The sequence below is a fragment of the Xanthobacter sp. DMC12 genome (assembly GCF_056314105.1).
Genome location: NZ_JBQUYZ010000004.1, coordinates 1 through 23,032 on the forward strand (window position 1 = coordinate 1; position 23,032 = coordinate 23,032).

23 protein-coding genes and 1 pseudogene are annotated in these 23,032 nt (G+C 68.3%); 9 read left to right on the forward strand and 15 right to left on the reverse strand.

The genetic code is table 11. The features are described 5' to 3' along the window. Window positions 1–128: 128 nt before the first annotated feature. Both pcaF and paaN read right to left on the reverse strand, forming a co-directional pair. Window positions 129–1,334 carry a 3-oxoadipyl-CoA thiolase gene (pcaF, locus tag ACT535_RS15550; RefSeq protein ID WP_476365106.1) on the reverse strand — a complete coding sequence of 402 codons (1,206 nt, stop codon included), beginning with the start codon at window positions 1,332–1,334 and terminating at the stop codon, window positions 129–131. Between the two features lie 23 nt (window positions 1,335–1,357). Beyond that, the gene (paaN, locus tag ACT535_RS15555) at window positions 1,358–3,007 is read right to left on the reverse strand and encodes a phenylacetic acid degradation protein PaaN (RefSeq protein ID WP_476365107.1); all 1,650 of its coding nucleotides are present in this window, start codon (window positions 3,005–3,007) and stop codon (window positions 1,358–1,360) included. A gap of 135 nt (window positions 3,008–3,142) precedes the next feature. On the opposite strand from paaN, the gene paaG reads away from it, so the two are divergent. From paaG to paaK, 3 genes are read left to right on the forward strand one after another with little or no spacing between them, the layout of a single operon-like run. Then, a complete protein-coding gene (gene paaG / locus ACT535_RS15560) occupies window positions 3,143–3,931 on the forward strand; it encodes a 2-(1,2-epoxy-1,2-dihydrophenyl)acetyl-CoA isomerase PaaG (RefSeq protein WP_476365108.1) in 789 nt (262 codons plus the stop codon). Then, window positions 3,928–4,416, forward strand: a complete 489-nt coding sequence (gene paaI / locus ACT535_RS15565) for a hydroxyphenylacetyl-CoA thioesterase PaaI (RefSeq protein WP_476365109.1) — start codon at window positions 3,928–3,930, stop codon at window positions 4,414–4,416. The genes paaG and paaI overlap by 4 nt, the downstream gene beginning before the upstream one ends. A gap of 35 nt (window positions 4,417–4,451) precedes the next feature. Further along, window positions 4,452–5,783, forward strand: coding sequence for a phenylacetate--CoA ligase PaaK (paaK, locus tag ACT535_RS15570; RefSeq protein ID WP_168459635.1), 1,332 nt, complete (start codon window positions 4,452–4,454; stop codon window positions 5,781–5,783). Between the two features lie 81 nt (window positions 5,784–5,864). Here paaK and ACT535_RS15575 read toward each other — a convergent pair whose 3' ends face one another. From ACT535_RS15575 to ACT535_RS15610, 8 genes are all read right to left on the reverse strand, one after another. Next, window positions 5,865–6,620, reverse strand: coding sequence for a Phenylacetic acid catabolic protein (locus ACT535_RS15575; RefSeq protein WP_476365110.1), 756 nt, complete (start codon window positions 6,618–6,620; stop codon window positions 5,865–5,867). Between the two features lie 9 nt (window positions 6,621–6,629). Continuing rightward, window positions 6,630–7,706 carry a 1,2-phenylacetyl-CoA epoxidase subunit PaaE gene (gene paaE, locus ACT535_RS15580; protein ID WP_476365111.1) on the reverse strand — a complete coding sequence of 359 codons (1,077 nt, stop codon included), beginning with the start codon at window positions 7,704–7,706 and terminating at the stop codon, window positions 6,630–6,632. Between the two features lie 27 nt (window positions 7,707–7,733). Continuing rightward, on the reverse strand, window positions 7,734–8,258 hold the full coding sequence (gene paaD / locus ACT535_RS15585) for a 1,2-phenylacetyl-CoA epoxidase subunit PaaD (RefSeq protein WP_476365112.1): 525 nt from the start codon (window positions 8,256–8,258) through the stop codon (window positions 7,734–7,736). Window positions 8,259–8,267: 9 nt separating this feature from the next. Beyond that, window positions 8,268–9,044, reverse strand: a complete 777-nt coding sequence (paaC, locus tag ACT535_RS15590) for a 1,2-phenylacetyl-CoA epoxidase subunit PaaC (protein ID WP_476365113.1) — start codon at window positions 9,042–9,044, stop codon at window positions 8,268–8,270. Continuing rightward, window positions 9,044–9,328 (reverse strand): 1,2-phenylacetyl-CoA epoxidase subunit PaaB, encoded by a 285-nt coding sequence (gene paaB, locus ACT535_RS15595; protein ID WP_024280576.1) that lies wholly within the window; start codon window positions 9,326–9,328, stop codon window positions 9,044–9,046. Before paaB ends, paaC begins: the two co-directional genes overlap by 1 nt. A 108-nt stretch (window positions 9,329–9,436) precedes the next feature. Further along, window positions 9,437–10,435, reverse strand: a complete 999-nt coding sequence (gene paaA / locus ACT535_RS15600; protein WP_024280577.1) for a 1,2-phenylacetyl-CoA epoxidase subunit PaaA — start codon at window positions 10,433–10,435, stop codon at window positions 9,437–9,439. 216 nt (window positions 10,436–10,651) lie between these two features. Next, entirely contained in the window at window positions 10,652–11,518 is an 867-nt protein-coding gene (paaX, locus tag ACT535_RS15605; protein WP_476365114.1) for a phenylacetic acid degradation operon negative regulatory protein PaaX, read from the reverse strand. Window positions 11,519–11,550: 32 nt separating this feature from the next. Next, window positions 11,551–12,288: a TetR/AcrR family transcriptional regulator gene (locus ACT535_RS15610; RefSeq protein ID WP_476365115.1), complete on the reverse strand. Its 738-nt coding sequence runs from the start codon at window positions 12,286–12,288 to the stop codon at window positions 11,551–11,553. A 274-nt stretch (window positions 12,289–12,562) separates the two neighbouring features. Here ACT535_RS15610 and ACT535_RS15615 point away from each other — a divergent pair, with 274 nt between their 5' ends. From ACT535_RS15615 to ACT535_RS15640, 6 genes and pseudogenes are all read left to right on the forward strand, one after another. Further along, window positions 12,563–13,747 (forward strand): ABC transporter substrate-binding protein, encoded by a 1,185-nt coding sequence (locus ACT535_RS15615; RefSeq protein WP_476365116.1) that lies wholly within the window; start codon window positions 12,563–12,565, stop codon window positions 13,745–13,747. 69 nt (window positions 13,748–13,816) lie between these two features. Beyond that, complete coding sequence (locus ACT535_RS15620; RefSeq protein WP_476365117.1) at window positions 13,817–14,689, forward strand: branched-chain amino acid ABC transporter permease; 873 nt, start codon at window positions 13,817–13,819, stop codon at window positions 14,687–14,689. After that, window positions 14,689–15,633 carry a branched-chain amino acid ABC transporter permease gene (locus tag ACT535_RS15625; RefSeq protein WP_476365118.1) on the forward strand — a complete coding sequence of 315 codons (945 nt, stop codon included), beginning with the start codon at window positions 14,689–14,691 and terminating at the stop codon, window positions 15,631–15,633. The genes ACT535_RS15620 and ACT535_RS15625 overlap by 1 nt, the downstream gene beginning before the upstream one ends. 71 nt (window positions 15,634–15,704) lie before the next feature. Further along, window positions 15,705–16,166: pseudogene (locus tag ACT535_RS15630) on the forward strand (ABC transporter ATP-binding protein); the annotation flags it as partial. Between the two features lie 186 nt (window positions 16,167–16,352). Beyond that, window positions 16,353–16,430, forward strand: coding sequence for a hypothetical protein (locus ACT535_RS15635; protein ID WP_476365443.1), 78 nt, complete (start codon window positions 16,353–16,355; stop codon window positions 16,428–16,430). After that, the gene (locus ACT535_RS15640) at window positions 16,417–17,118 is read left to right on the forward strand and encodes an ABC transporter ATP-binding protein (RefSeq protein WP_476365119.1); all 702 of its coding nucleotides are present in this window, start codon (window positions 16,417–16,419) and stop codon (window positions 17,116–17,118) included. The genes ACT535_RS15635 and ACT535_RS15640 overlap by 14 nt, the downstream gene beginning before the upstream one ends. A gap of 78 nt (window positions 17,119–17,196) precedes the next feature. Here the strand turns inward: ACT535_RS15640 and cydC are convergent, their stop codons facing one another. The 5 genes from cydC to ACT535_RS15665 form a co-directional block, all read right to left on the reverse strand. Then, the gene (gene cydC / locus ACT535_RS15645; protein ID WP_476365120.1) at window positions 17,197–18,975 is read right to left on the reverse strand and encodes a thiol reductant ABC exporter subunit CydC; all 1,779 of its coding nucleotides are present in this window, start codon (window positions 18,973–18,975) and stop codon (window positions 17,197–17,199) included. After that, the gene (cydD, locus tag ACT535_RS15650) at window positions 18,972–20,729 is read right to left on the reverse strand and encodes a thiol reductant ABC exporter subunit CydD (protein WP_476365444.1); all 1,758 of its coding nucleotides are present in this window, start codon (window positions 20,727–20,729) and stop codon (window positions 18,972–18,974) included. Before cydD ends, cydC begins: the two co-directional genes overlap by 4 nt. Window positions 20,730–20,877: 148 nt before the next feature. Beyond that, window positions 20,878–21,504, reverse strand: a complete 627-nt coding sequence (locus tag ACT535_RS15655) for a DUF4202 domain-containing protein (protein WP_476365121.1) — start codon at window positions 21,502–21,504, stop codon at window positions 20,878–20,880. A 67-nt stretch (window positions 21,505–21,571) separates the two neighbouring features. Then, complete coding sequence (locus ACT535_RS15660) at window positions 21,572–22,090, reverse strand: hypothetical protein (protein ID WP_168459621.1); 519 nt, start codon at window positions 22,088–22,090, stop codon at window positions 21,572–21,574. A 74-nt stretch (window positions 22,091–22,164) separates the two neighbouring features. Further along, window positions 22,165–22,845, reverse strand: a complete 681-nt coding sequence (locus tag ACT535_RS15665; protein WP_476365122.1) for a CatB-related O-acetyltransferase — start codon at window positions 22,843–22,845, stop codon at window positions 22,165–22,167. Between the last annotated feature and the right edge of the window lie 187 nt (window positions 22,846–23,032).

The window sequence follows — 23,032 nt, forward strand, 5'->3', positions numbered from 1 at the left end:
CGCACCGCATCCAGCAGCCCCTGCCGCACGCCACGAGACAGCGCATTCACCGGCGCGTGGTCGATGTGAACCACCGCGACCGCACCGTGGCGGGTGATCGTCACGGGAGAAGCCATCGCACCCACCGATCAGACCCGCTCGATGAGGGCGGCGATGCCCTGGCCGACGCCGATGCACATGGTGGCGACCGCGCGCCTGCCGCCGCGCAGCTCCAGCGCGCTCACCGCCGTCATAGCGAGGCGCGCGCCGGACATGCCGAGCGGGTGGCCCAATGCGATAGCGCCGCCGTGCGGGTTCACATGCTCCGCGTCATCCGGCAAGCCGAGCTGGCGCAGCACTGCCAGCGCCTGCGAGGCGAAGGCTTCATTGAGTTCGATCAGGTCGATGTCGGAGAGCGAAAGCCCATTCTTCGCCAGCAGCTTCTGCGTCGCCGGCGCCGGCCCGATGCCCATGATGCGCGGCGGCACGCCCGCCTGCACGACGGAGACCACCCGGGCGCGGGGCGTGAGGCCATACTTTTTCGCAGCTGCTTCCGAGGCGAGGATGAGGGCACCGGCGCCGTCATTGACGCCCGAGGCATTGCCCGCCGTCACCGAGCCGCCATCCTTGCGGAAGGGCGTCTTCAACGCCGCCAGCTGCTCCAGCGTGGTGTCGCTGCGCGGGTGCTCGTCACGATCCACCAGCACCGAGGTCTTCTTGCCCTTCACCTCGATGGGCGCGATCTCACGGGCGAAGAAGCCCGCCTCCTGCGCCGCCTTCGCCCGCTGCTGGGAGCGGTACGCGAACAGATCCTGATCGGCCCGCGAGATGCCGAAGTCGGCAGCGACGTTCTCGCCGGTCTCCGGCATGGAATCGACGCCGTACTGGGCCTTCATCAGCGGGTTGATGAAGCGCCAGCCGATGGTGGTGTCGTAGATTTCCGCCTGCCGCGAGAAGGCTTCCGTGGCCTTGCCCTGCACGAAGGGGGCGCGGGTCATGCTCTCCACGCCACCGGCGATGATGAGGTCCGCATCCCCGGTCATGATGGCACGGGCGCCGATGCCCACCGCATCGAGGCCTGAGCCGCACAGGCGGTTCACGGTGGTGCCCGGCGCGCTCACCGGCAGGCCGGCAAGCAGCGCGGCCATGCGGGCCACGTCGCGATTGTCCTCGCCGGCCTGGTTGGCACAGCCGAGGATCACATCGTCCACCGCCTCCCAGTCCACGCCGGGATTGCGCTCCTTCAGTACGCGGATGGGATGGGCGGCGAGGTCGTCCGCCCGTACGTCCTTGAGGGCGCCGGCATAGCGGCCGATGGGGGTGCGCGCGAAATCGCAGATGAAGGCGTCAGCCATGATGATCTCCGAAGAAAAGGGGCTCAGGCGGCGGCCGGACGGCGCACGCACACGACGCGGAAGCGCCCGGCCACGAAGGCCGCATCGGTGAGGCAGGCATTGCCGGCGGGGTTGGCGCCGGAGACGTGGTAGTCGCTGAAGGCTGCGCTCTGGTTCACATAGATGCCGCCCGTGAGATTCACCGAGAGCGGCACGCCGGCGCGGGCATAGGCCGGCACGGCGCGGGCGATCTCGGCCTCATCGGTGGAATAGAGGGCGGCGGTGATGGCGCCCTTTTCGCGCGCCGCACGTGCGGCGCGGGCCACCCCATCGGCCGCATCGGCCACAGCGACGACAAAGGCGATGGGGCCGAACCGCTCTTGGAGATAGGCCGCCTCATCGGCGGCATCCACCGCCAGCAGCAGCGGCGTCGCAGTCCGCGCGCCTTCCACCTGCAGCGCCGCGCTGTCACGCACGATGCGGCCGAGGGCGCGCGCCTCCGCGATGCGGGCGAGCGTCGCCGGATTCTGGATGGCGCCCAGAACCGCAGCGGCGCGGACGGGCTCGGACAGAAGCGCGTCGATGGCGGAGGCGATGCCGACGGCCACCTCATCGAAGCTCTTGTGCCCCGCCTCCGTCTCGATGCCGCTGGCCGGCACGAAGATGACCTGCGGCGCGGTGCACATCTGGCCGCTGTAGAGCGAAAGGGAGAAGGCGATGTTCTGGCACATGGGGCCGAACGCGGAAGTGGACGCGACGACGATGGTGTTCACGCCCGCCTCCTCGGTGAACACCAGCTTGTCCTTCACGTTCTCCCGCAGCCAGCCGCCGAACTGGGAGGAGCCGGTGAAGTCCACGATGCCCACGGCAGGATGGGTCGCCAGTTCCTTGGCGATAGGCGCCTCTGCCGTGTCGGGAGCGAGCTGGATCACGTCCGGATCGAAGCCTTCTTCGCTGAGCACCTCGCGGGCGATGCGCACCGTGAGGGCCAGCGGCAAGATGGCGGCGGGGTGCGGCTTCACGATCACCGCATTGCCGGTGACGAGATCGGCGAACAGCGCCGGATAGCTGTTCCAGGTGGGGAAGGTGGCGCAGCCGATGACGAGGCCGATGCCGCGGGGCACCACGTGGAAATCCTTGTCGAGGCGGATGGCGGAGCGGCCCATGGGCTTCTCCCACAGCACCGCGCCGGGGACGCGGGACATCTCCTCATAGGCGTAGGCAACCGCCTCCAGCCCGCGATCCTGCGCGTGCGGGCCACCGGCCTGGAAGGCCATGGAGCCGGCCTGCCCGGTGGTGTGCTCCACGGTTTCCGCGATGAGGAAGCTGGCCTTGTTCAGGCGCACGAGAATTTCCAACGCGATGCCCGTGCGCTGGGCAACGGAAGCGGCGACCCAAGTGGCGCCGGCCTTCTCCGCGCGGGCGATCAAGTCGTCCACGGCGCGGGCGCGATAGGTGATGCCTAGAGCGGGACCGAAGGGCGAGACCTCAGCGCCGATCAGGGGCGCGTCGTCGCCCGCGGCAAGCTCGAACGGCTGGTTCTCCAGGGCCGCGAACGCCGCCTTGGCCTCGGCCGCACCGCCTTCGGGATAGGCCTTGGGATTTTCCGGGAAGGCTGCCCAGAAGCCCCGCCCGCGCGCTGCGGCAACGGCGGATTCGAGCAGCGCGGCGTGGGCCGCGAACAGGTCAGCCATGGTCCTCTCCCTATGCCGGGACGCTATGCGATGATGTTGACAAGCCCATCCCTTGCGCTAATGATTAACCGATCGTCCGGTTAATTCAAGAGGCTCCGCAAGAGCCCGAAGTGGGAGGACCAAGTGGAGGCGCATGTGAATGAAGCCGTGCTCACCGTCACGGACCATGGCGGCTGGACGGAGCTGACGCTCAACCGACCCGACCGCCTCAATTCCTTCAACGAAGCGCTGCATGGCGCGCTCGCGGAAGCGCTCGATGCCGCCGCCGAGGACGATTGCCGCGCGGTGCTGCTCACCGGCGCCGGCCGTGGCTTCTGCGCCGGGCAGGATCTCTCCGACCGCGCCAACGCGGAAGGCCCGCTGGACCTCGGCGCCACCATCGAGGCCTTCTACAATCCGCTCATCCGCCGCATCCGCGGGCTGCGCAAGCCGGTGGTGTGCGCGGTGAATGGCGTGGCCGCCGGGGCCGGGGCCAACATCGCCTTCGCCTGCGATATCGTTCTGGCGGCGCGCTCCGCCAAGTTCATCCAGGCGTTCTCGAAGATCGGCCTCGTGCCAGATTCGGGCGGCACCTATTTCCTGCCGCGCCTCATCGGCGACGCGCGGGCCCGGGCGCTGATGCTGCTGGCCGAGCCACTCGCCGCAGAGACCGCGGCCGACTGGGGCCTCATCTGGAAGGTGATCGACGACGCGGCGCTCATGGACGAGGCCCGCGCGCTCACCGCCCGCCTCGCCACCCAGCCGACGCAGGGCCTCGCCCTCACCAAGGCGGCGCTCAACGCCTCCGGCGGCAACAGCCTCAACGACCAGCTCGATCTCGAGCGTGACCTGCAGCGCGAGGCCGGCCGCACGCCGGACTATCGCGAGGGCGTGAAGGCCTTCATGGAGAAGCGCACCCCGAACTTCACGGGGCGCCGCTCGTGACCGCCGCCGAGACCGTGGCGCCGCTCTCTCCGGAGGAGATCGCCCGCCGCTCTGCCGACGCCATGTGGGCGACCGACAATGCGAGCCAGGGGCTCGGCATGGAGATCGTCAGCGTGGGCCCGGGCACCGCCACCCTCGCCATGACGCTCACCGAGCGCATGTGCAATGGCTTCGGCATGGGTCATGGCGGCTTCATCTTCGCCTTGGCCGACAGCGCCTTCGCTTTCGCCTGCAACACCTATGACGAGCGCACAGTCGCCCAGCATTGCTCGGTGACCTATCTGCGCCCCGGGACGCGGGGCAAGCGGCTCTTGGCGCGGGCACGCGAGGTGAGCCGCAGCGGGCGCTCGGGCATTTACGATGTCGAGGTTTCGCAGGACGATGTGGTGATCGCCCAGTTCCGCGGCCACTCCCGCACCATCGGCGGGCGCATCACGCAGACGGACGCCGGGAGCACGGACGCTCCCGCAAGCAAGAAATCCTGATCTCGCAGAAGATCCATCTGGAGGAGACGACCACCATGGCTCTGCCGGCACTGTCCCCGGGCCGTTCCATCGAAGGTGGCCTCGATGCCGCCGAGCGCGCCTCGCGCGACGAGATCATGTCCCTGCAGCGCGAGCGCCTCGCCTGGTCGCTGCGCCACGCCTACGAGAACGTGCCGTTCTACCGTCAGGCGTTCGACAAGGCGGGCGTGCATCCCTCCGACCTGCGCGACCTCTCGGACCTCGCCAAATTCCCCTTCACGGTGAAGACGGACCTGCGCGACCACTACCCCTTCGGCCTGTTCGCGGTGCCGAAGGAGAAGCTGGTGCGCGTCCACGGTTCTTCCGGCACCACCGGCAAGCCCATCGTGGTGGGCTACACCAAGGCCGACATCGACATGTGGGCCGACGTGATGGCCCGCTCCATCCGCGCCGCCGGCGTGCGACCGGGCATGATGGTGCATGTGGCCTACGGCTACGGCCTGTTCACCGGCGGCCTCGGTGCCCATTACGGCGTCGAGCGGCTGGGCTGCACCGTGGTGCCCATGTCCGGCGGCATGACCGAGCGGCAGGTCCAGCTCATCCACGATTTCAAGCCCGACGCCATCATGGTGACGCCGAGCTACATGCTCGCCCTCATGGACGGCTTCGCCAAGGCCGGGCTTGATCCGCGCGAGACCTCGCTCAAGTACGGCATCTTCGGCGCCGAGCCGTGGACCAACGCCATGCGCCAGGAGATCGAGCGCGACTTCAACCTCGACGCCACCGACATCTACGGCCTCTCCGAGGTCATCGGCCCCGGCGTGGCGCAGGAATGCGTGGAGACCAAGGACGGGCTGCACATCTGGGAGGATCATTTCTATCCGGAGGTGATCGACCCGCTCACCGGCGAGGTGCTGCCCGATGGTTCGAAGGGCGAACTGGTGTTCACCTCGCTGACCAAGGAAGCCTTTCCCATCATCCGCTACCGCACCCGCGACCTAACCCGCCTGCTGCCGGGCACGGCGCGGCCGGGCATGCGGCGCATGGAGAAGGTGACGGGCCGCTCGGACGACATGATCATCCTGCGGGGCGTCAACGTCTTCCCGACGCAGATCGAGGAGATCCTGCTGGCGGTGGAGGCCTGCTCCGGCCACTACCAGATCGAGCTGACCCGCGATGGGCGCATGGACGAGATGACCGTGCATGCCGAGATTCGCGAGGAGGTCTATGGCGAGGTGGACGTGGACGCCACCGGCAAGCGCATCCTCAAGCGCATCAAGGACACCATCGGCATCACCACGCGCATCTCCCTGCACGAGCCGGGCGGCATCGAGCGCACCGCCACCGGCAAGGCCAAGCGCATCGTGGACCGCCGGCCCAAGGAGTGACGCGGAGGGCGAACCGCCCTCCCCTGCCCAACAAAAAAGGCCCGGCGCGATGCCGGGCCTTTTTCTTGTCTGCTGTCGATCTCAGTCGAGGCCGAGGGGCGCGAGGCGGTCGGCGGCGATCCGCTCCCATTGCGCAAGCAACACCTCGTTGGGCGTGTGGCGCAGGCCGAGGCGGCGCAGCGTGTCGTAGCGGGCGGAGCCGGCGACGCCGAACGTGGCGGTGACGCGGGGACGCCAGTAGGCAAGGCTCGCCCGCGCCCCAATCCGCCCGACCTCGGTCGCGGCGATGCGCTCCAGCCCTTCAAGCCCCAGCTCGGCATGGCGCGCCTCGCGCGGGGCGATCTCGCGGAACACTTCGGCGAGCGGCGCGTAGGACACCCGGGACAGCTCGGCGAGCTGCACGCCGGTGGCGAGGCCCATGAGCACGTTCATCGCCACCGCGTCGGTCCATCCCGTGATGGGATAGTGAAAGACGGAGAGGCGCATGTCGGCGCCGTGCCGCGCGGTGCCGAGGTCGGCCTCGCGATCGATCCGCGCCGCCCAGTCGTGTTGCGCCTCGTAGCGATCGGTGTCAGTGCCGAAGGCGCCCATCAGGCCGAGCACGCGCTCAGCATGATCCGCCTTCTCCAGCGTGATGCGGCTCGCCGCGATCCGCGCCTTGATGCCTGGCGCGAAATTGATGGAGGCGGCGAAGCCCGCCGAGCCCGCGAGCTGGCTGTCCACGAAGGAGGACATCAGCCGCAACAGCTCGCCGCGATAGCGCGGCGGTACGTTGTCGGGCGAGGAGAGCACCCCGCCCTGGGCCAGATAATCGTCGATGGCGATCACGTCGGACATGGTTTCCCCTCACTCGTCGTAGGTGACGACGAGTTTTTCGGTGAGCGGGAAGCACTGGCAGGTGAGCACGTAGCCGGCGCGCACCTCGTAATCCTCCAGCGCATGGTTGACCGCCATTTCCACCTCGCCTTCCACCACCTTGGCGCGGCAGGTGGAGCACACGCCGGCCTTGCAGGCGTAGGGCGCATCGAGATTGGCGGCGAGCGCCGCGTCGAGCAGGCTCTGGCCCTCGCGCGGCATGTGGAAGGTGCGGGTGGCGCCATCCAGCGTCACTGTGGCCGTCGTACCCGCACCATTAGCGGCGACATTGGCCGACACCGCCTTGGCCTTCGCCCGGCCGGGCTGGCCGGAGGCGAACAGCTCGAACTTGATCTGCGCGTCGGAGAGCCCGTGCTCGCGCAGCGCGGCGGCAATCGCCAGCATCATGGGCTCGGGACCGCAGATGAAAGCGGTATCCACCGACTTCGCGTCGATCCAGTGCTTGAAGAGACCTTCCATCTTCTCGGCGTCGACGCGGCCGGTGAACAGGTCGATCTCCTGCGCCTCGCTCTCCAGCACATGCAGCACCGAGAGGCGGCCGAGATAGAGGTTCTTCAGGTCCCCCAGCTCCTCGCGGAACATGATTGAGCTGATCTGCCGGTTGGCATAGACGAGGGTGAAGCGGGACTTCGGCTCGCGCGCCAGCACCGTCTTGATGATGGAGAGCAGCGGCGTGATGCCCGAGCCCCCGGCGAAGCCGAGATAATGGCGGTCCAGCTCCGGGGCCAGCGGCACGAAGAACTTGCCCATGGGCGGCATGGCTTCGAGCGTGTCGCCGGGGGACAGGTTCTCGTTGGCCCAGGTGGAGAAGGCGCCGCCCTCCACCTTCTTGATGCCCACCTTCAGGCAGCCCTCATCCTTGCCGGCGCAGATGGAATAGCTGCGGCGCAGCTCCTCGCCGTCAAAGTCGCGGCGGAAGGTAAGGTACTGGCCCTGCGTGAAGTCGAACGCCTCGGCGTCCTCGGGGCGGGGCTTGAGGGTGACGACGACGGCATCGCGCGTCTCGCGCCGCACGTCGACGACCTCCAGGGAATGAAACCGTGCCATGCGGCGCTCCTCGGGATTTCTTAATTCTCAGATGCACTTGAAGTAGTCGAACGGCTCCAGGCACGCGCGGCAGCGATAGCTGGCTTTGCAGGCGGTGGAGCCGAACTGGCTCACCTTCTCCGTCTGCGCCGAGCCGCAGCGCGGGCATGCGACCGTGAGGTTGGAGCCGGAGGCGAGCCGGCGCGCGAGCGCGAGCGAGCGGCCGTCGGCGGCGGTGTCATCCACCGGCGGCGCGATGCCGTAGGCCCGCAGCTTCTCGCGGCCCTCGGCACTCATCCAGTCGGTGGTCCAGGGCGGCGACAGCCGGCGCTCCAGCCGCACCTTGGCGACCCCGCGCGCGTTCAGTTCGCGCTCGATGTCGAGATTGATGATGCCCGTCGCCGGGCAGCCGGAATAGGTGGGCGTGACGGTGACAACCAGGGTGTCATCGTCCCACGTCACGTCGCGGACGATGCCGAGATCGATCAGCGAGAGCACCGGGATTTCCGGGTCCGGCACCTGCGACAGCCAGTGCCAGACCTCGTCAAGGGACGGCAGGGTGGCGGTCGCCATTTTCGCCCCCTACCAGGTCGCGCCGGGATAGGCACGCTGCAGGAACTGCATGTCGGCGAGGATATAGCCGAGATGCTCGGTGTGGACCCCGCGCCGGCCGCCCTTGTGGACATAGGCCGAGGTGGGCGCCTTCAAAGTTGCCTCACGGAGCACCTCGGAGACGATGGCCTCCCACTCCGGCTTGAGGCTCGCCGGATCGGGTGCAATGCCCGCCTCCGCCACGGCGCGATCCGCATCGTCGGCAATGAAGAGTTCGCCCACATAGGACCACAGGTCATCGAGGGCGCGCTGCATGCGCTTGTGGCTCTCGTCCGCTCCGTCGCCGAGGCGGATCACGAGGTCGCTAGAGCGCTCCAGGTGATAGGCCGCCTCCTTCACCGCCTTGGCGGCGATCTCGGCGACGCGCGGATCGGCGGATTTGGTCAGCGCCGTCAGCATCACGTGGTGCCACGCATCGAACAGGAATTGCCGCATCAGCGTCTGGCCGAAGTCGCCGTTGGGGCGCTCCACCAGCAGGCAATTGCGGAAGGCAGCCGCGTCGCGCAGGAAGGCAAGCGCGTCCGCATTGCGACCCTTGCCTTCCACCTCGCCGGCGAGGCCGAGCCAGAGCTGGGTCTGGCCGATGAGGTCCAGCGCGGTGTTGGCGAGGGCGATGTCCTCTTCCAGCACCGGGGCGTGGCCGCACCACTCGGACACGCGATGGCCGAGGATGAGGGTGTTGTCCCCCATCCGGGTGAGGAATTCGAACAGAGCGGCGCGATCGACCGCGATCTCGGCGCTGGCCATCACATGTGCCCCACTTCTTCGGGAATCTGGAAGAAGGTCGGGTGACGGTAGACCTTGGAGTTGGACGGCTCGAACAGCGGTCCCTTGTCCGAGGGGCTGGAGGCGGTGATGTCCACCGACTTCACCACCCAGATGGAGACGCCCTCATTGCGGCGGGTATAGACGTCGCGCGCATTCTTGATGGCAAGCTCGGCGTCAGGCGCGTGCAGGCTGCCCACATGGCGATGGTTGAGGCCGTGCTGGCCGCGGATGAAGACTTCCCACAAGGGCCATTCGCTGGACATGGTTGTTCCTCCCGTTCCGGGCCGGACGGCACTGCCGTCCGGACGATGTGCTGTTGTTATGGTTCGCCCTGACCGGCGATGACTTAGGAGCGGCTGTCTTGGCCGCGGCTATTCCGCGGCGACGCGGGCGGCGGCGCGGCGCGCCTCGGCCTTCTCGGCATGGGCGAGGAGGCCGTCGCGGAACCATGCGCCGTCTTCCCAGGCCTTCACGCGGGCGCCGAGCCGTTCCTTGTTGCAGGGGCCGTTGCCGGCGATCACCTCGAAGAATTCCGACCAGTCCGGTTCGGAGAAGTCGTAGCCCTTCTTCTCCTCGTTCCACTTCAGGTTCGGATCGGGGATCTTGAGGCCGAGATATTCCGCCTGCGGCACCGTCTGATCGACGAACTTCTGGCGAAGCTCGTCATTGGTGTTGATCTTGATCTTCCACGCCATGGACTGGGCGGAATGCACCGAATCCTTGTCGGAGGGACCGAACATCATGAGAGCGGGATACCAGAAGCGGTCGAGGGCATCCTGCGCCATGGCCTTCTGCTCGGCCGTGCCCTGCGCCATCTTCATCATGATGTCGTAGCCCTGGCGCTGGTGGAAGCTCTCCTCCTTGCAGATGCGGATCATCGCGCGGCTGTAGGGGCCGTAGGAGGTCTTCTGCAGCTGAACCTGGTTCATGATGGCGGCGCCATCCACCAGCCAGCCCACTGCGCCGATGTCGGCCCAGTTGAGGGTGGGATAGTTGAAGATGGACGAATACTTCATGCTGCCGTCGTGCAGCTTGGCCAGCAACTGGTCGCGGCTGACGCCCAAAGTCTCGGCGGCGCAATAGAGGTAGAGGCCATGGCCAGCCTCATCCTGCACTTTGGCGAGCAGGATTGCCTTGCGCTCCAGCGTGGGGGCGCGGGTGATCCAGTTGCCCTCGGGCAGCTGGCCGACGATCTCGGAATGGGCGTGCTGGCCGACCTGACGGATCAGCGTCTTGCGATAGCCCTCGGGCATCCACTCCTTCGGCTCGATCTTCTCTCCGCGGTCGATGCGCTCCTGGAAGGCGCGCTCCTCCGGCGAAAGCTCGGCGGCGGACTTCATGCCCTCGGACTTCACGAGCTGTGCGTACATGCTGTGTCCTCCCCGTAAGACCTGTTTGATCGGCCGTCTCATGCGGCTTCGCGGCGGACAAAAGGGCGTTCCGGCCGCTGCCACCGGCTCTCTGTGGCAGGGTGCTGCCCACAGTCCGGCATCTTGAGAACCTTTATATATTACAAAAAATCGTATTTCAAGTTATTTTCGTAACATATCCAGGCGGGCGAAACCGCTGTGCCCGCGATCATCGGCTTACACCTTGAACCGATTGGCGATTTTTGGATCCGCCGGCAGCGGCGACCCGTCCTCGCCCACGGCGTTCTCGTCGAGCCAGCGCTCGGAGGCATCCACCAGCCGGCCATAGATGTCGGCGCACACGGCACGGGCGGCAAGGCCGGGCCAGTCCTCCGGCAGAATGGCGGAGGGCAGGATGGGGTCGCGCAGCACGATCCGGCGGTAATCGTGGATGAGGAGCACGCGCGCGACCATCGCTTCGAGGTCGGTCAGCGCGGCGCCGGCCTGAAGTTCCGCCGCCAGCGGCTCGAAGGTGGCGATGAACCGCCGATAGGCCTCCGCTGTCTGCTCCAGCGGCCACGCGCGGGCGGCCAGCGCCCTCTGCTCCTCCGCGCTGCCGGAGACATCGAGCCGGAGTGCGGAGGCCGCCTCCTCCGGCACGCCTGTGCCCGCGGGGGCCACGAACACGCCGGGCAGCGGCATGCCGAATCCCGCCGCCTCCAGCGCCGCCCGCGCCCCTTCGCGGGCGCCGGTCTCGATGAGCAACATGTCGAAGTGGCCGTGCCACGCGGGCGGTCGATGGCGGTAGATGTGCTCGGTGGCGCGGGCGAATGTCTCCCGGCCCTTGTCGGCGAGGCGATAGAAGCTGTTGCGGCCCACCCGCGTCCGCGTCAGCCAGCCATCTGCCGCAAGACGCGACATGGCCGTGCGCACCACCCCGTCCGCCACGTCCAGCCCGCGAAAGAAGGCGAGCAGCGTGCCGAGCCACACCGAGCCGCCGCGCGGCACGATGGCATCGCCATAGATGGTGACGATGATGGACCAGGTGCGCGAGGGTTCGGCACGGACATGATCGAGGATGAGGTCGAGGGCGCGGCGCGACATGGCCGTTCCTTAAAGGGTTTTCGGCCGCGATCCTATTCCGCCGGTCGCCGCGCCTTGGCCGCGCGCGGCGCCTCGGCGGCGGCGGGCGCCGTGCGGCGGCGCCGGGCCGAACGGAGCTGCGCGGGCTTGCCTTCGGGCGGCCGGGCATCGGCGGTCTTGACCTCGGGCGCGGCCATGCCGCGCAGCGCCTCCTCCGCTCCTGCCTTGATGAGGCCGGTGACGAGGCGCGCATAGTCGGCCCGCGTCAACCCCCGGCCGTCGCGAAACCAGAGGTACTGCCAGTTGAGCATGCCGAAGGCCGACATGGTGACTGGCTTCAACATCGGCCCGCGCCCGACGGACGGCACCTCCTCCGCGATGGCATCGGCGAGCAGCGTCACAAGCTTGCGCTCCAGCGCGCGCAACGCGTCCTGGCGGTCGCTGTTGAGCAGCTTCAGGTTCGCGATCTGCACCTGATGCTCGGCGTCGGCATCCTTGTAGGCATCGAGCAGCGAGGCGGACATGGCGTAGATGCGGCCGCCCTCCGGCGCTTCGGCGATCGCCTTCTCGGCGCCCGCGATGAGCTGCTCCAGATGCGTCGACAGGATGTCGAAGAGCACCGCCTCCTTGTCCGGATAGTAATGGTAGAGCAGCGCCTTCGAGGCCCCGCACGCGTCGGCGATCATGGTGATCGAGGTGCCGGAATAGCCGAATTGCGCAAACAGCTCCGCCGACTTGTGGAGGATGGCCTCCCGTTTGGCCTCGTAATCCTGAGCACGCGTGCGAGCCATCTTGCCTGTCCATCTCGATCGCCGCCCGACAGGGCCTGCTGCAATCGTCCACCATCACTGGGAATGGGGTTCAGATACCAAATATTGTCCGCCCGGTCGATCAATCATCCCGCGCGAGAGCGCCCACGGCAAGGGTGCAACGAAGCCGCACGCGATCAATTGACCATCCGGCCGGTTAATTATATGGTTCGGATCTCGCCGGTTGAATGGCCGGCGAATGGAGGCGGGACAACCCGCTCCTCGGCCCGAAATGGACCTTTAGGAGGAACGCTTCATGGATACGCCCGCACGCCTGCGGCCGATGCTGCGCGCGGCTGCCATCATGTTCGCGACCGCGGTCGCCGGCCCGGCGCTCACCAGCCCTGCCTTTGCCGCCGATCCCATCAAGATCGGCTCCGTGGTTTCCGCCACCGGCCCGGCCGCCTTCCTCGGCGATCCCGAAGCCAAGACACTCAAGCTCTATGTGGACGAGCTGAACAAGAAGGGCGGCCTCCTCGGCCGGCCCGTCGAGCTGGTGCTCTATGACGACGGCGGCGACGCCAACAAGGCGCGCACCTTCGCCACCCGCCTCGTGGAAGACGACAAGGTGGTCGCCATGGTCGGCGGCACCTCCACCGGCGCCACCATGGCCATGATCCCGGTGTTCGAGGAAGCCGGCATCCCATTCGTCTCGCTCGCCGGCGGCATCGAGATCATCGAGCCGGTGCGCCCCTTCGTCTTCAAGACGCCGCACACCGACAAGACCGCCTGCCAGAAGATCTTCGAGGACATGAAGGCGCGCGGCATCACCAAGATCGGCATGATCTCTGGCACGGACGGCTTCGGCAAGTCCATGCGCAACCAGTGCCTCAAGGTGATCGGCCATTACGGCATCACCATCGTCGCCGATGAGAGCTACGGCGCCACCGATTCCGACATGACGCCCCAGCTCAACAAGATCAAGAACACGGCCGGCGTCGACGCCGTGCTCAACCCCGGCTTCGGCCAGGGCCCGGCCATCGTGACGCGCAACTACGCCCAGCTCGGCATCAAGCTGCCGCTCTACCAGAGCCACGGCGTCGCCTCTAAGAGCTTCATCGAGCTGGCCGGCCCCGCCGCCGAGGGCGTGCGCCTGCCCGCGCCGGCCATCCTGATCGGCGACAAGCTGGCCGACAACGACCCGCAGAAGCCGGTGGTGGCGGAGTACAAGACCTCCTACGAGAAGGCCACCGGTCAGCCCGTGTCCACCTTCGGCGGCTACGGCTACGACGGCATCCAGCTCGTCGCCCGGGCCATCGCGAGCGCCAAGTCCGCGGATCCGAAGAAGATCCGCGACGCGCTGGAAGCCACCAAGGGCTATGTGGGCGTCACCGGCATCTACACCTTCGCCCCCGCCGACCATCTCGGCCTCGGCACGGACTCGTTCCGCATGCTGGTGATCCGCAACGGCGACTGGGCGATCGAAGCCCCCGCCCGCTGATCGCTTCGCACACCCGATCTCCACCGCGGCGGCGCCCCTGCGGCGCCGCCACACAGACGGCGTGAGGACATGTCCGAATTTCTCCAGCTCGCCTTTTCGGGGCTGACGGTGGGCGCCATCTACGCGCTCATCGCCCTCGGCTTCACGCTGATCTACAACGCCTCCGACGTGATCAACTTCGCCCAGGGCGATTTCGTCATGATCGGCGGTATGGGCACCGTCTTCCTCATGGCGGCGGGCCTCGCGCTGCCTGTCGCGGCGCTGATCGCGGTGGTCGCGGCCGTGCTGGTCGGCCTGCTGCTGCACCGGCTGGCCATCGAGCCCGCCCGCGGCGCCTCGCCGGTGACGCTCATCATGATCACCATCGGCGCGTCCATCTTCATCAAGGGCGTGTCGCAGATCATCTTCGACAAGCAGTTCCACTCGCTGCCCGCCTTCTCGGGCGACACGCCCATCCCGGTGGCCGGCGCGACCATCCTGCCTCAGAGCCTGTGGGTGATGGGCACCGCGCTCGCCCTCGTGGTCGCGCTCTATCTGTTCCTGGAGCACACTTTGGTGGGCAAGGCGGTGCTTGCCACCGCCGCCAACCGGCTGGCGGCGAAGCTGGTGGGCATCAACGTCGCCCTCGTGCTCGCCCTCGCCTTCGGGCTCTCGGCGGCCATGGGCGCGCTCGCCGGCGTGGTGGCGACGCCCATCACGCTCACCCGCTACGACATCGGCACCCTCTTCACTCTCAAGGGCTTCGCGGCGGCGATGCTGGGCGGCATGGGCAATCCGGTGGGCGCGGTGGTCGGCGGCCTCCTCATCGGCCTCATCGAGACCTTCGCGGCCGGCTACCTCTCCTCCACCTACAAGGACGCGGTGGCGTTCCTGATGATCCTGATCGTGCTCCTGTTCATGCCGCGCGGCCTGTTCGGCAGCCGCACCGTGGAGCGCGTGTGATGAAGGCCATCCTGCGCTCGCGCCTCACCCCGCTCATCGCCCTCGCGCTCATCATGGCGGTGGTGCCGATGATCGCCCCAACCTCCTTCCACCTGCGCGTCGCCGCACTGGTGTGGATCTTCTCCCTCGCCGCCCTCGGTCTGACCATCCTCATGGGCTATGCGGGACAGGTGAGCCTCGGCCACGCCGGCTTCCTCGGCATCGGCGCCTATGCGGTGGCCATCGGGCCGGCACGGCTTGGGCTCGATCCTCTGCTGTGCCTGCTGCTCGGGGCGGCGCTCTCCGGCCTCACCGCCTGGCTGGTGGGCCGGCCGATCCTGAAGCTGAAGGGCTACTACCTCGCCATCGCGACGCTCGGCTTCGGCGTCATCATCGCCCTCATCCTCCACAGCGAGACCGAACTGACCGGCGGGCCGGACGGCATGTCCGTGGCACGCATCACCTTGTTCGGCTGGCGGGTGACGGGCGCTCTGAACTGGTACTGGGTCTCGGCCGGTGCCCTTCTCATCGGCGCGCTCATCGCCCTCAACATCGCCGCAAGCCCCACCGGCCGGGCGCTGCGCGCGCTGCACGACAGCGAGGTGGCGGCGGCTGGCGCGGGCATCGACGTTTCCGCCAAGAAGCTCGCCGCCTTCGTGGTGGCCGCGGTCTACGCGGCGGTGGCGGGCGGGCTGCTGGCGGCCATGAACGGCCTCATCACGCCGGAGGCCGCGAGCTTCTCCCACTCGGTGGAGCTGGTGGCCATGGTCATCATCGGCGGGCTCGGCTCGGTGTTCGGCACCGTGCTCGGCGCCGCCTTCCTGGTGGTGCTGCCGCAGACCCTCACCGCCTTCCAGGAATACGAGCAGGCGGTGCTGGGCCTGCTCATCATGGTGTTCATGATCTTCCTGCCCCAGGGCATCGTGCCCTCGCTGCGCGCGCTGATCGAGGAGCGCCTGCCGTGACCAGCAAGACGCCCCTTCTCGACGTCAGCGGCATCGGCATCTCCTTCGGCGGCCTCAGGGCCGTGGACGAAGTGAGCTTCAAGGTCGGCGCCGGCGAGGTCTTCTCCATCATCGGGCCAAACGGGGCGGGCAAGACCACCCTGTTCAACCTCGTCACCGGCATCTACCGCCCGTCGCGCGGCAGCGTGCGGCTCGATGGCGCGGACATCACCGCCGTCCCGCCCCACCGGCGCGTCAGCCGCGGCATGGCGCGGACCTTCCAGAACCTGCAGATCTTCTTCCGCATGACGGCGGTGGAGAACGTGATGGTGGGCTGCGCCCTCTCCGAGCGCACCTCCTTCCTCGCCGACATGCTGGGCCTGCCCTCCGTCTTCCGGCAGAATCGCGTCACCCGCGAAAAGGCGCTGGCGCTGCTCGATCGGGTAGGCCTCGCTGACCTCGCCGACGCACCCGCCGGCGCCCTCCCCTACGGTGCATTGAAGCGCCTGGAGATCGCCCGCGCCCTTGCCGCCGATCCGAAGATCCTGCTGCTGGACGAGCCGGCCGCCGGCTGCAACGCGGTGGAGACGGAAGCCATCGACCACCTCATCGCCGAGATCGCGAAAAGCGGCGTCGCGGTGGTGCTGATCGAGCACGACATGAAGCTGGTGATGAAGATTTCCGATCGCGTGCTGGTGCTCGCCCAGGGTCGCCCGCTGGCGGAGGGGCCGCCGCGCGCCGTGCGCGAGAACCCGGAGGTCATCGCCGCTTACCTTGGGGATATCGGATCGCGGGAGGCGGATCGTGCTCACGGTTGAAGCGCTCTCCTCCTCCTACGGCCGCATCATGGCCCTGCGCGAGGTGTCGCTGGAGGTGAAGGCCGGCGAGATCGTCGCCCTCGTCGGCTCCAACGGCGCCGGCAAGACCACGCTCCTGCGCGCCATCTCGGGCGTGCAGCCGGTGCGCGGCGGGCGCATCGTCTTCGAGGGCGAGGCCATCGAGCGCATGGAGCCGCACCTGCGGGTGGTGCGCGGCATCTCGCAATCGCCGGAGGGGCGGCAGGTCTTCGGCCCCCTGAGCATCGAGGACAATCTGAAGCTCGGCGCCTACCGCCGGCAGGATGCGAAGCGACAGGCACGGCTCGATCACGTCTACGGCCTGTTCCCTGTGCTAGCCGAGCGGCGCCGGACGCCGGCCATGAGCCTGTCCGGCGGCCAGCAGCAGATGCTCGCCATCGGCCGCGCGCTCATGGCGGGGCCAAAGCTGCTCTTGCTGGACGAGCCATCCCTGGGCCTCGCGCCTTTGCTGGTGGACCAGATCCTCGCCGCGGTCACGTCATTGCGCGCCGAGGGCATCACCACCCTGCTGGTGGAGCAGAACGCCTCGGCGGCCCTCGCCATCGCCGACCGCGGCTATGTTCTGGAGACCGGCCATATCGCCATGGAAGGCACCGGCGCCGCTTTGCTCGATGACCCGAAGGTGCGGGCTGCCTATCTGGGCCTCTAGGCCCGGTATGCGCGTAACGCCGCTGGATCGAAGGAGCCGAAACGAACTGGCTCTATGCGGTTGTGCAACTCAAGATGATCATAGTTGTGCTTGCTCCAAGCCCTGACCGGAGCCAGCTGATCGGGCGGTGTCCTCCGGGACGCCGCCCGAAATCGTTCCGGGACCGATGATGGCCAGCATCTCGTCCGGCGTTCCGTGCGCGACGATGCGGCCACCATCCATCACGATGATCTCGTCCATCGCCTCCAGCCCCGCGCGCCGGTGGGTGATGAACAGGAGCGCCTGATCGCGCGGGGCGCCGAGAAGTCCGTCCAGCACGCGGCGCTCGGTCTCGCCGTCTAGCCCTTCGGTCGGCTCGTCGAGGATCAGAATGGGCGCGTCCTTGAGCAAGGCGCGCGCCAGCCCGAGGCGACGGGCCTCGCCACCGGAGACCTTCGCGCCGTTGGCGCCAAGGAATGTGTCCAGCCCGTCCGGCTGCGCCGCAACGAAAGCCAGGACGCCGGCCCGCGCCAGCGCCGCTTCCAGCTTCTCCTGCGGCGCGCCGGGGTCGGCGATGAGCAGGTTCTCCCGGATGGTTGCCGTGAACAGGTGATCGTGCTGCGCCAGCACGGCCATGCGGCGCCTCAGTTCGTCGGAGTTGAATGCGGCGAGGCTCGATCCGGCGAGCGTCACCCCCCCCAGCGCGGGCGCGCGGAACCGGAGCGCCAGCGCGACGAGGCTCGACTTGCCAGAGCCGCTGGACCCCACGACGCCGATCCGCCGACCGGACGCGAGCGAAAGATCGATGTCGGCGAGGGCGGGACCGGACGCGCCGGGATAGGTCAGCCCCGCATGGGCGAACGCCAGCGTGCCGGCCTCCGGCACCGGCTTCGGCGCGGGCGGCTCCTCCACCGGCGGCGCGCGGTCGATGAGGTCGAAGATGCGGCGGGCCGATGCGAGCGTCGCCGGCAGGGTCTGGAAGGCGAGCGGCAGCGGCGCCACCGCCTCGAACAGGGAGAGGGCGAGCAGCGCCAGCATGGGCAGGTCGGCCCCCGGCAGCGTGCCCGCCAGCACGCGTGGTGCGCCGATGAGCAGCACCAGCACGAGAGACAGCTGCGCGAACAGCCCGACGCCCGCGCCTGCAAAGCCGAGGATGCCGGCGAGCCGGTGTTCCCTGGCAATGAGGGTGTCGCTGGTCTCATCCAGCGCGGCGCGATGGCGGCGATCCGGATCGTAGATGTCGAGTTCCGCCCGCCCTTCCAGATGGTCCACCAGCAGCGCGTTGAGCTGCGCCGTGCCGGCCGTCACCTCCCGCGCCGCCTTCGCCCCGAGCCGATGAACGAGAAGCGGCAGGGCGAGCCCGGCAAGGAGGGCGGCAAGGCCGATCCCCGCCGCCATCCGCGCGTCATGGAGCGCGAGGAAGGCGAGCCCCCCCGCCAGCACCAGCACGCCGGCGATCACCGGCGAAAGGATGCGCAGGAAGGCGAATTCCAGCCGGTCGATATCGCCCTTCAGCCGGGCGAGGAGGTCGCCCGAGCGCTGGTCCTCCAGAGCAGCCGGGGCGAGCGGAATGAGGCGCGCGAAGAACCACGGCCGCAGCGCCGCGACGAACTTCAGCGTCGCCTCGTGGCCGACGATCCGCTCGCCATAGCGCCCAACGGTGCGCACGACCGCATAGGCCCGGATCATGGCGGAGGGCGTGAAATAGTTCACGCTCGCTCCCGCCGCGCCGGCCAGCGCCATGGCAGCGATGAACCAGCCGGAGGTGGCCATTAAAGCGATATGGGCGAGGGTCGCCAGTGCCGAGATCAGCACGGCCAACCCCATCCAGCCGGCATGGGGCGCCATCAGGCGCAGGAGGCGCATCGCGTCCTTCATCGCGCCGCCTCAGCGTCACCGGGCGCCAGATTGGGAACGAGGTCGCCAGCGCGCCCGCCAGCGCGCAGCAGTTGCTCGGGCGTGCCCTCGGCGACGATCCGTCCACGCGCGAGAACGATCAGGCGGTCCGCATCGGCGACGCTCGCCATGCGGTGGGCGGCCACGAGGCCGGTACGCCCGGCAAGAAGACGGGACAGGGCGGCCTGCACGCCGGCTTCGCTCTCCCGGTCGAGATGGGCCGTGGGCTCGTCCAGGACGACCAGCGGGGCGGCGCGGTAGAAGGCGCGGGCGACCGCGAGGCGGTGCGCCTGTCCACCCGAAAGGCCGGCGCCCCCCTCGCCCACCTGGGCCGCGAGACCATCGGGCAGGCCCGCCACCACATCGGCAAGGCCGGCGTCGGCCACTGCGCGGGCCAGCCGGGCGGGCACCGGCGTCACATCGCCAGGGGCGATGTTGGCGGCGAGCGTGCCGGCGAACAGGCGCGGGCGCTGGGGCACGTAGGCGATGCGGCGCCGCACATCGGCAAGGTCCAGCTCCGCCAGCGGCACACCGTTCACCAGCACCCGGCCGGCGGTGGGGCGCACGAAGCCGAGCACGAGATTGAGGATGGAGGACTTGCCGGCCCCCGAAGGCCCAACCAGCGCCACCGTCTCCCCGGCGCGGACCTCGAAGCTCACCTCATCGAGGGCGACGCGCCCATCCGGGAAGGCGAGGGATACATTCTCGAAGCGGATGGAGATGGCCTCGGGGGTCGGCAGCGGCACCGAGCCGCCGCCTTCGGCCAGGGCCGGCATCTCCTCCAGCGCCACGAGGCGCTCGGCAGCGCCGATGGCCTCCATGCGGGCGTGATAGGCGGTGCCCATGGCGCGCAGCGGCGCATAGAATTCCGGCGCCAGCAGCAGCACGAACAGGCCGGGAAAGAACGCCATCTCGCCCCACAGCAGCCGGAAGCCGATGAAGATGGCGATGAGGGCGATGGACACGGTGGCGAAGAATTCCAGCACCGCAGAGGACAGGAAGGCGACGCGCAGCACCGCCATGGTGTCGCGCCGGTAGTCGTCGGCGACGGCGGCCACCTCCTCCACCATGCGGCCGGCAGCGTTGAACGCCTTCAGCGTGGCAAGCCCCTGCACCGCATCGAGCAGGTGCCCGGACATGCGGGCAAGCCGGCGCCACTGCTTCTGGTTCAGCGCCTCCGTGCCCTTGCCGATGAGGATCATGAAGACGGGGATGAACGGCGCCGTCGCGAGCAGGATGAGCCCGGAAACCCAATCGAACGGGAATACCGCCACCAGTACCGCGACAGGCAGCATGACTGCCAGCACCGAGGCCGGGATGTAGCGCGAATAATAGGGCTCGACAGCCCGCACGCCCTCCGCCAGCGCCGCCACCACTTCGCCGGTGCGGGCCTCGGCGAGGCCCACCGGGCCGATGGCCTCCACCCGGTCGAGGAGCCGGGCGCGCAAGGCGCGCATCACCTTCGCGGCAGCGGCGAAGCCGAAATGCTCGCTCGCCCACACCGCGCCGAAGCGCATCAGGATGGCACCGACGAGGAGGGCGAGATCAAGCGCGTGAGACGAGAGTGCCTCGTGGCGGAACAACACCGCATCGATGATGCGAGCGACGAGGTAGGCCTGCGCGATAATGAGGAGGCCGGTCACCGCCGATGCCGCGAGGGATCGGCCGAGGTCCGCCCGCGCCGTGCCACGAAAGCCCGACAGGAAAGCGGAGAGGCGCTTGCGATCCGTTGCGATGCGTCCCTCCCCTCGTTCGCGCGGCCGGTGGCGGGCCCCTGCCTTGCGGCAGAGGGAGATACCACACGCACCAAGCGGCCACACTGCGATGAAGGCGCTCAGCCCGCGGCCGGCAGCCGTGCGGCAAGCAATACGCGCGCGCAGGCGCTCAGTCTTCCGCGTTCGCCCGCGCGGCGAGGCCTTGATGGAGCAGGTCCACCACCTCCTGCGGCAGGTTCAGGGCGAGGGCCGCGGCGTGGCCCTCCTCGGACATCTTGCCCCATGTCTTGGCGAGGATGCCGGCCACCTTCTCCGGCTCCGGCCGGTGCTTCAGGAGGAAGGCATCGAGCTCGTGGGTGAGGAAGACGAGCACCGCCACGTCCTCCAGCACCTGCATGTCCGGGTCCTGTTTCAGCCGGTCCTTGCGGACGATCTTGCCGACGCGCTCTGCGAATGCGGCGTCGAAACCGAGGCCGCGCAGGATCTCAACGATGCGCCGCTCATGGATGTTCTTCAGCTCCGTGCGCCAGCGGAAATAGCCGGCCTTGCCGGCCGGATAGGTCTCCCTCGGGACGGTGAAGCGCTCGATATGCTGGCCCCGGGCGGCGATTTTCAGCGCATCGGAGGCATCGGGCCTGAAGCGGGCGAGCGCCTGCGTCATGCGCTGCCCGTAAAGCACCGCCGCCGGCACGCTCCGGCCGTCCAGCTCCACGCGGGCGGGATCGGCACCATTGGCCGCGTCGATGGCGGCGTAGGCCTTCTCCAGCAGGGCGAAGGAAATCGCGTCGCTCGTCATCGGGGCTCCTGTGAAAAAACCGGCGTCCTCGCTCCAGCGGCCATCATGGCTGCGGACGCACGCCTGTCTAGCGCAGGCGCAGCCGGGCCCAGCGCCACAGCGCCCGCGCGCGGCGCTTCAGCTCGGCGAGCCTCAACCATTCGGACACCGAGCGGTGCACCGAGGCCGCTGTTTCGATGACATAGGCCATCCAGCGCACCGTCATCAGCTGCGTCTTGCCGGCGGTGAAAATGCGCTCGATGAGAACGAAACTCACGAGATGCGCCAGCAGGAACAGGAACGTGCCGGTACGCACGTGTCCGTTCGCGATGTGGATGAGCGCCAGGAACTTCACCGGCTCCACCACGCCGTAGGGCACCGCAATGAGCACGAGCACCGCATAGGCCGGCAACCCGCCCACCCACGCCTCGAACCTCTGCACCAGCTTCAGCGCGGAGAGCCAGTCGAGCAGCGGGCGGTAGAGCGGACGGACCAGCTCGTCGAGCAGGATGACGATGCCCACCACCAGCCGGAACGCGAGGCGCAGAACGGCGACGAGCGGATTGCGACGGCGGGATGGACGTGGCGGGACAGGGGATTCGACCATGCCCCGATGATGCCGGGTAAATCGCGCTGGCGATATGTGCCGCTGCGGAATGGCGCTGGCAGATCCGGAGCGGTTCAGGCCAACTCGGCGGCCGGAATCCACTCGGGTTCGTAGGGCTCGATCGTTCCGAGTTCTACGGCCCTCTCCAAGGCATCGAGGCAGCCCGGCAAATTGGCAATATCGAACCGCACGAGATCCGTCAGCGAGAAACGCCACCACCGCAGACGCTCGAGGCGGACGATCGTTTCCGGATCGAACCGATAGCGCACAATCTGCGCCGGATTGCCTGCGACGATGGCATAGGCCGGAACGTCGCGCGTGATGCATGAGAGCGCCCCGATCACCGCGCCGTTGCCGATGGTAACCCCCGAGCGGACGAAGGCATCCTGACCGATCCAGACGTCATGGCCGATCTTCACGGGCTTGACGCTGTTGGCAAACCAGTGCCGCTCGGGAGCATCTGTGCCGGATACAAAACGATCCCAACCATAAAGCGTCGGATTTTCGAAACTCGAACTGGTCGAAAGCCGGGCGATATCGTGCTCATTGGCGCCCAGCGTGACGCCCGGCGCGATCGAGCAGTATCGGCCCACTTCCACCCAGCACGCATGTCCCGCTGCATGCAGCATGGAAAAGGCACCGAAGCGGGACGGAAACTCGCTCCGAATGTGCTTGGTCACCAGACAGGGTGGCTCAAACGCCAACGCCGCATGTGCGTTCGACGCATCGATGTTGGCTTGCACCCCCGCGTTCACCGCGGGCCCCTCACCCGACAGCTCCACTCTTTGAGCCGGGACAGAAAAGGCGCCGGGTCCGTCATCGGATATCCTTCCCAGGACATATTTTTCCGAGCTGGTGAGCAAGGCTTGACGGGAAAATACGAGAACTGGACCGAGGCCGCAACCAAGACTGCGGACAGGCTTTTGCTGTCGGCCGCGATTG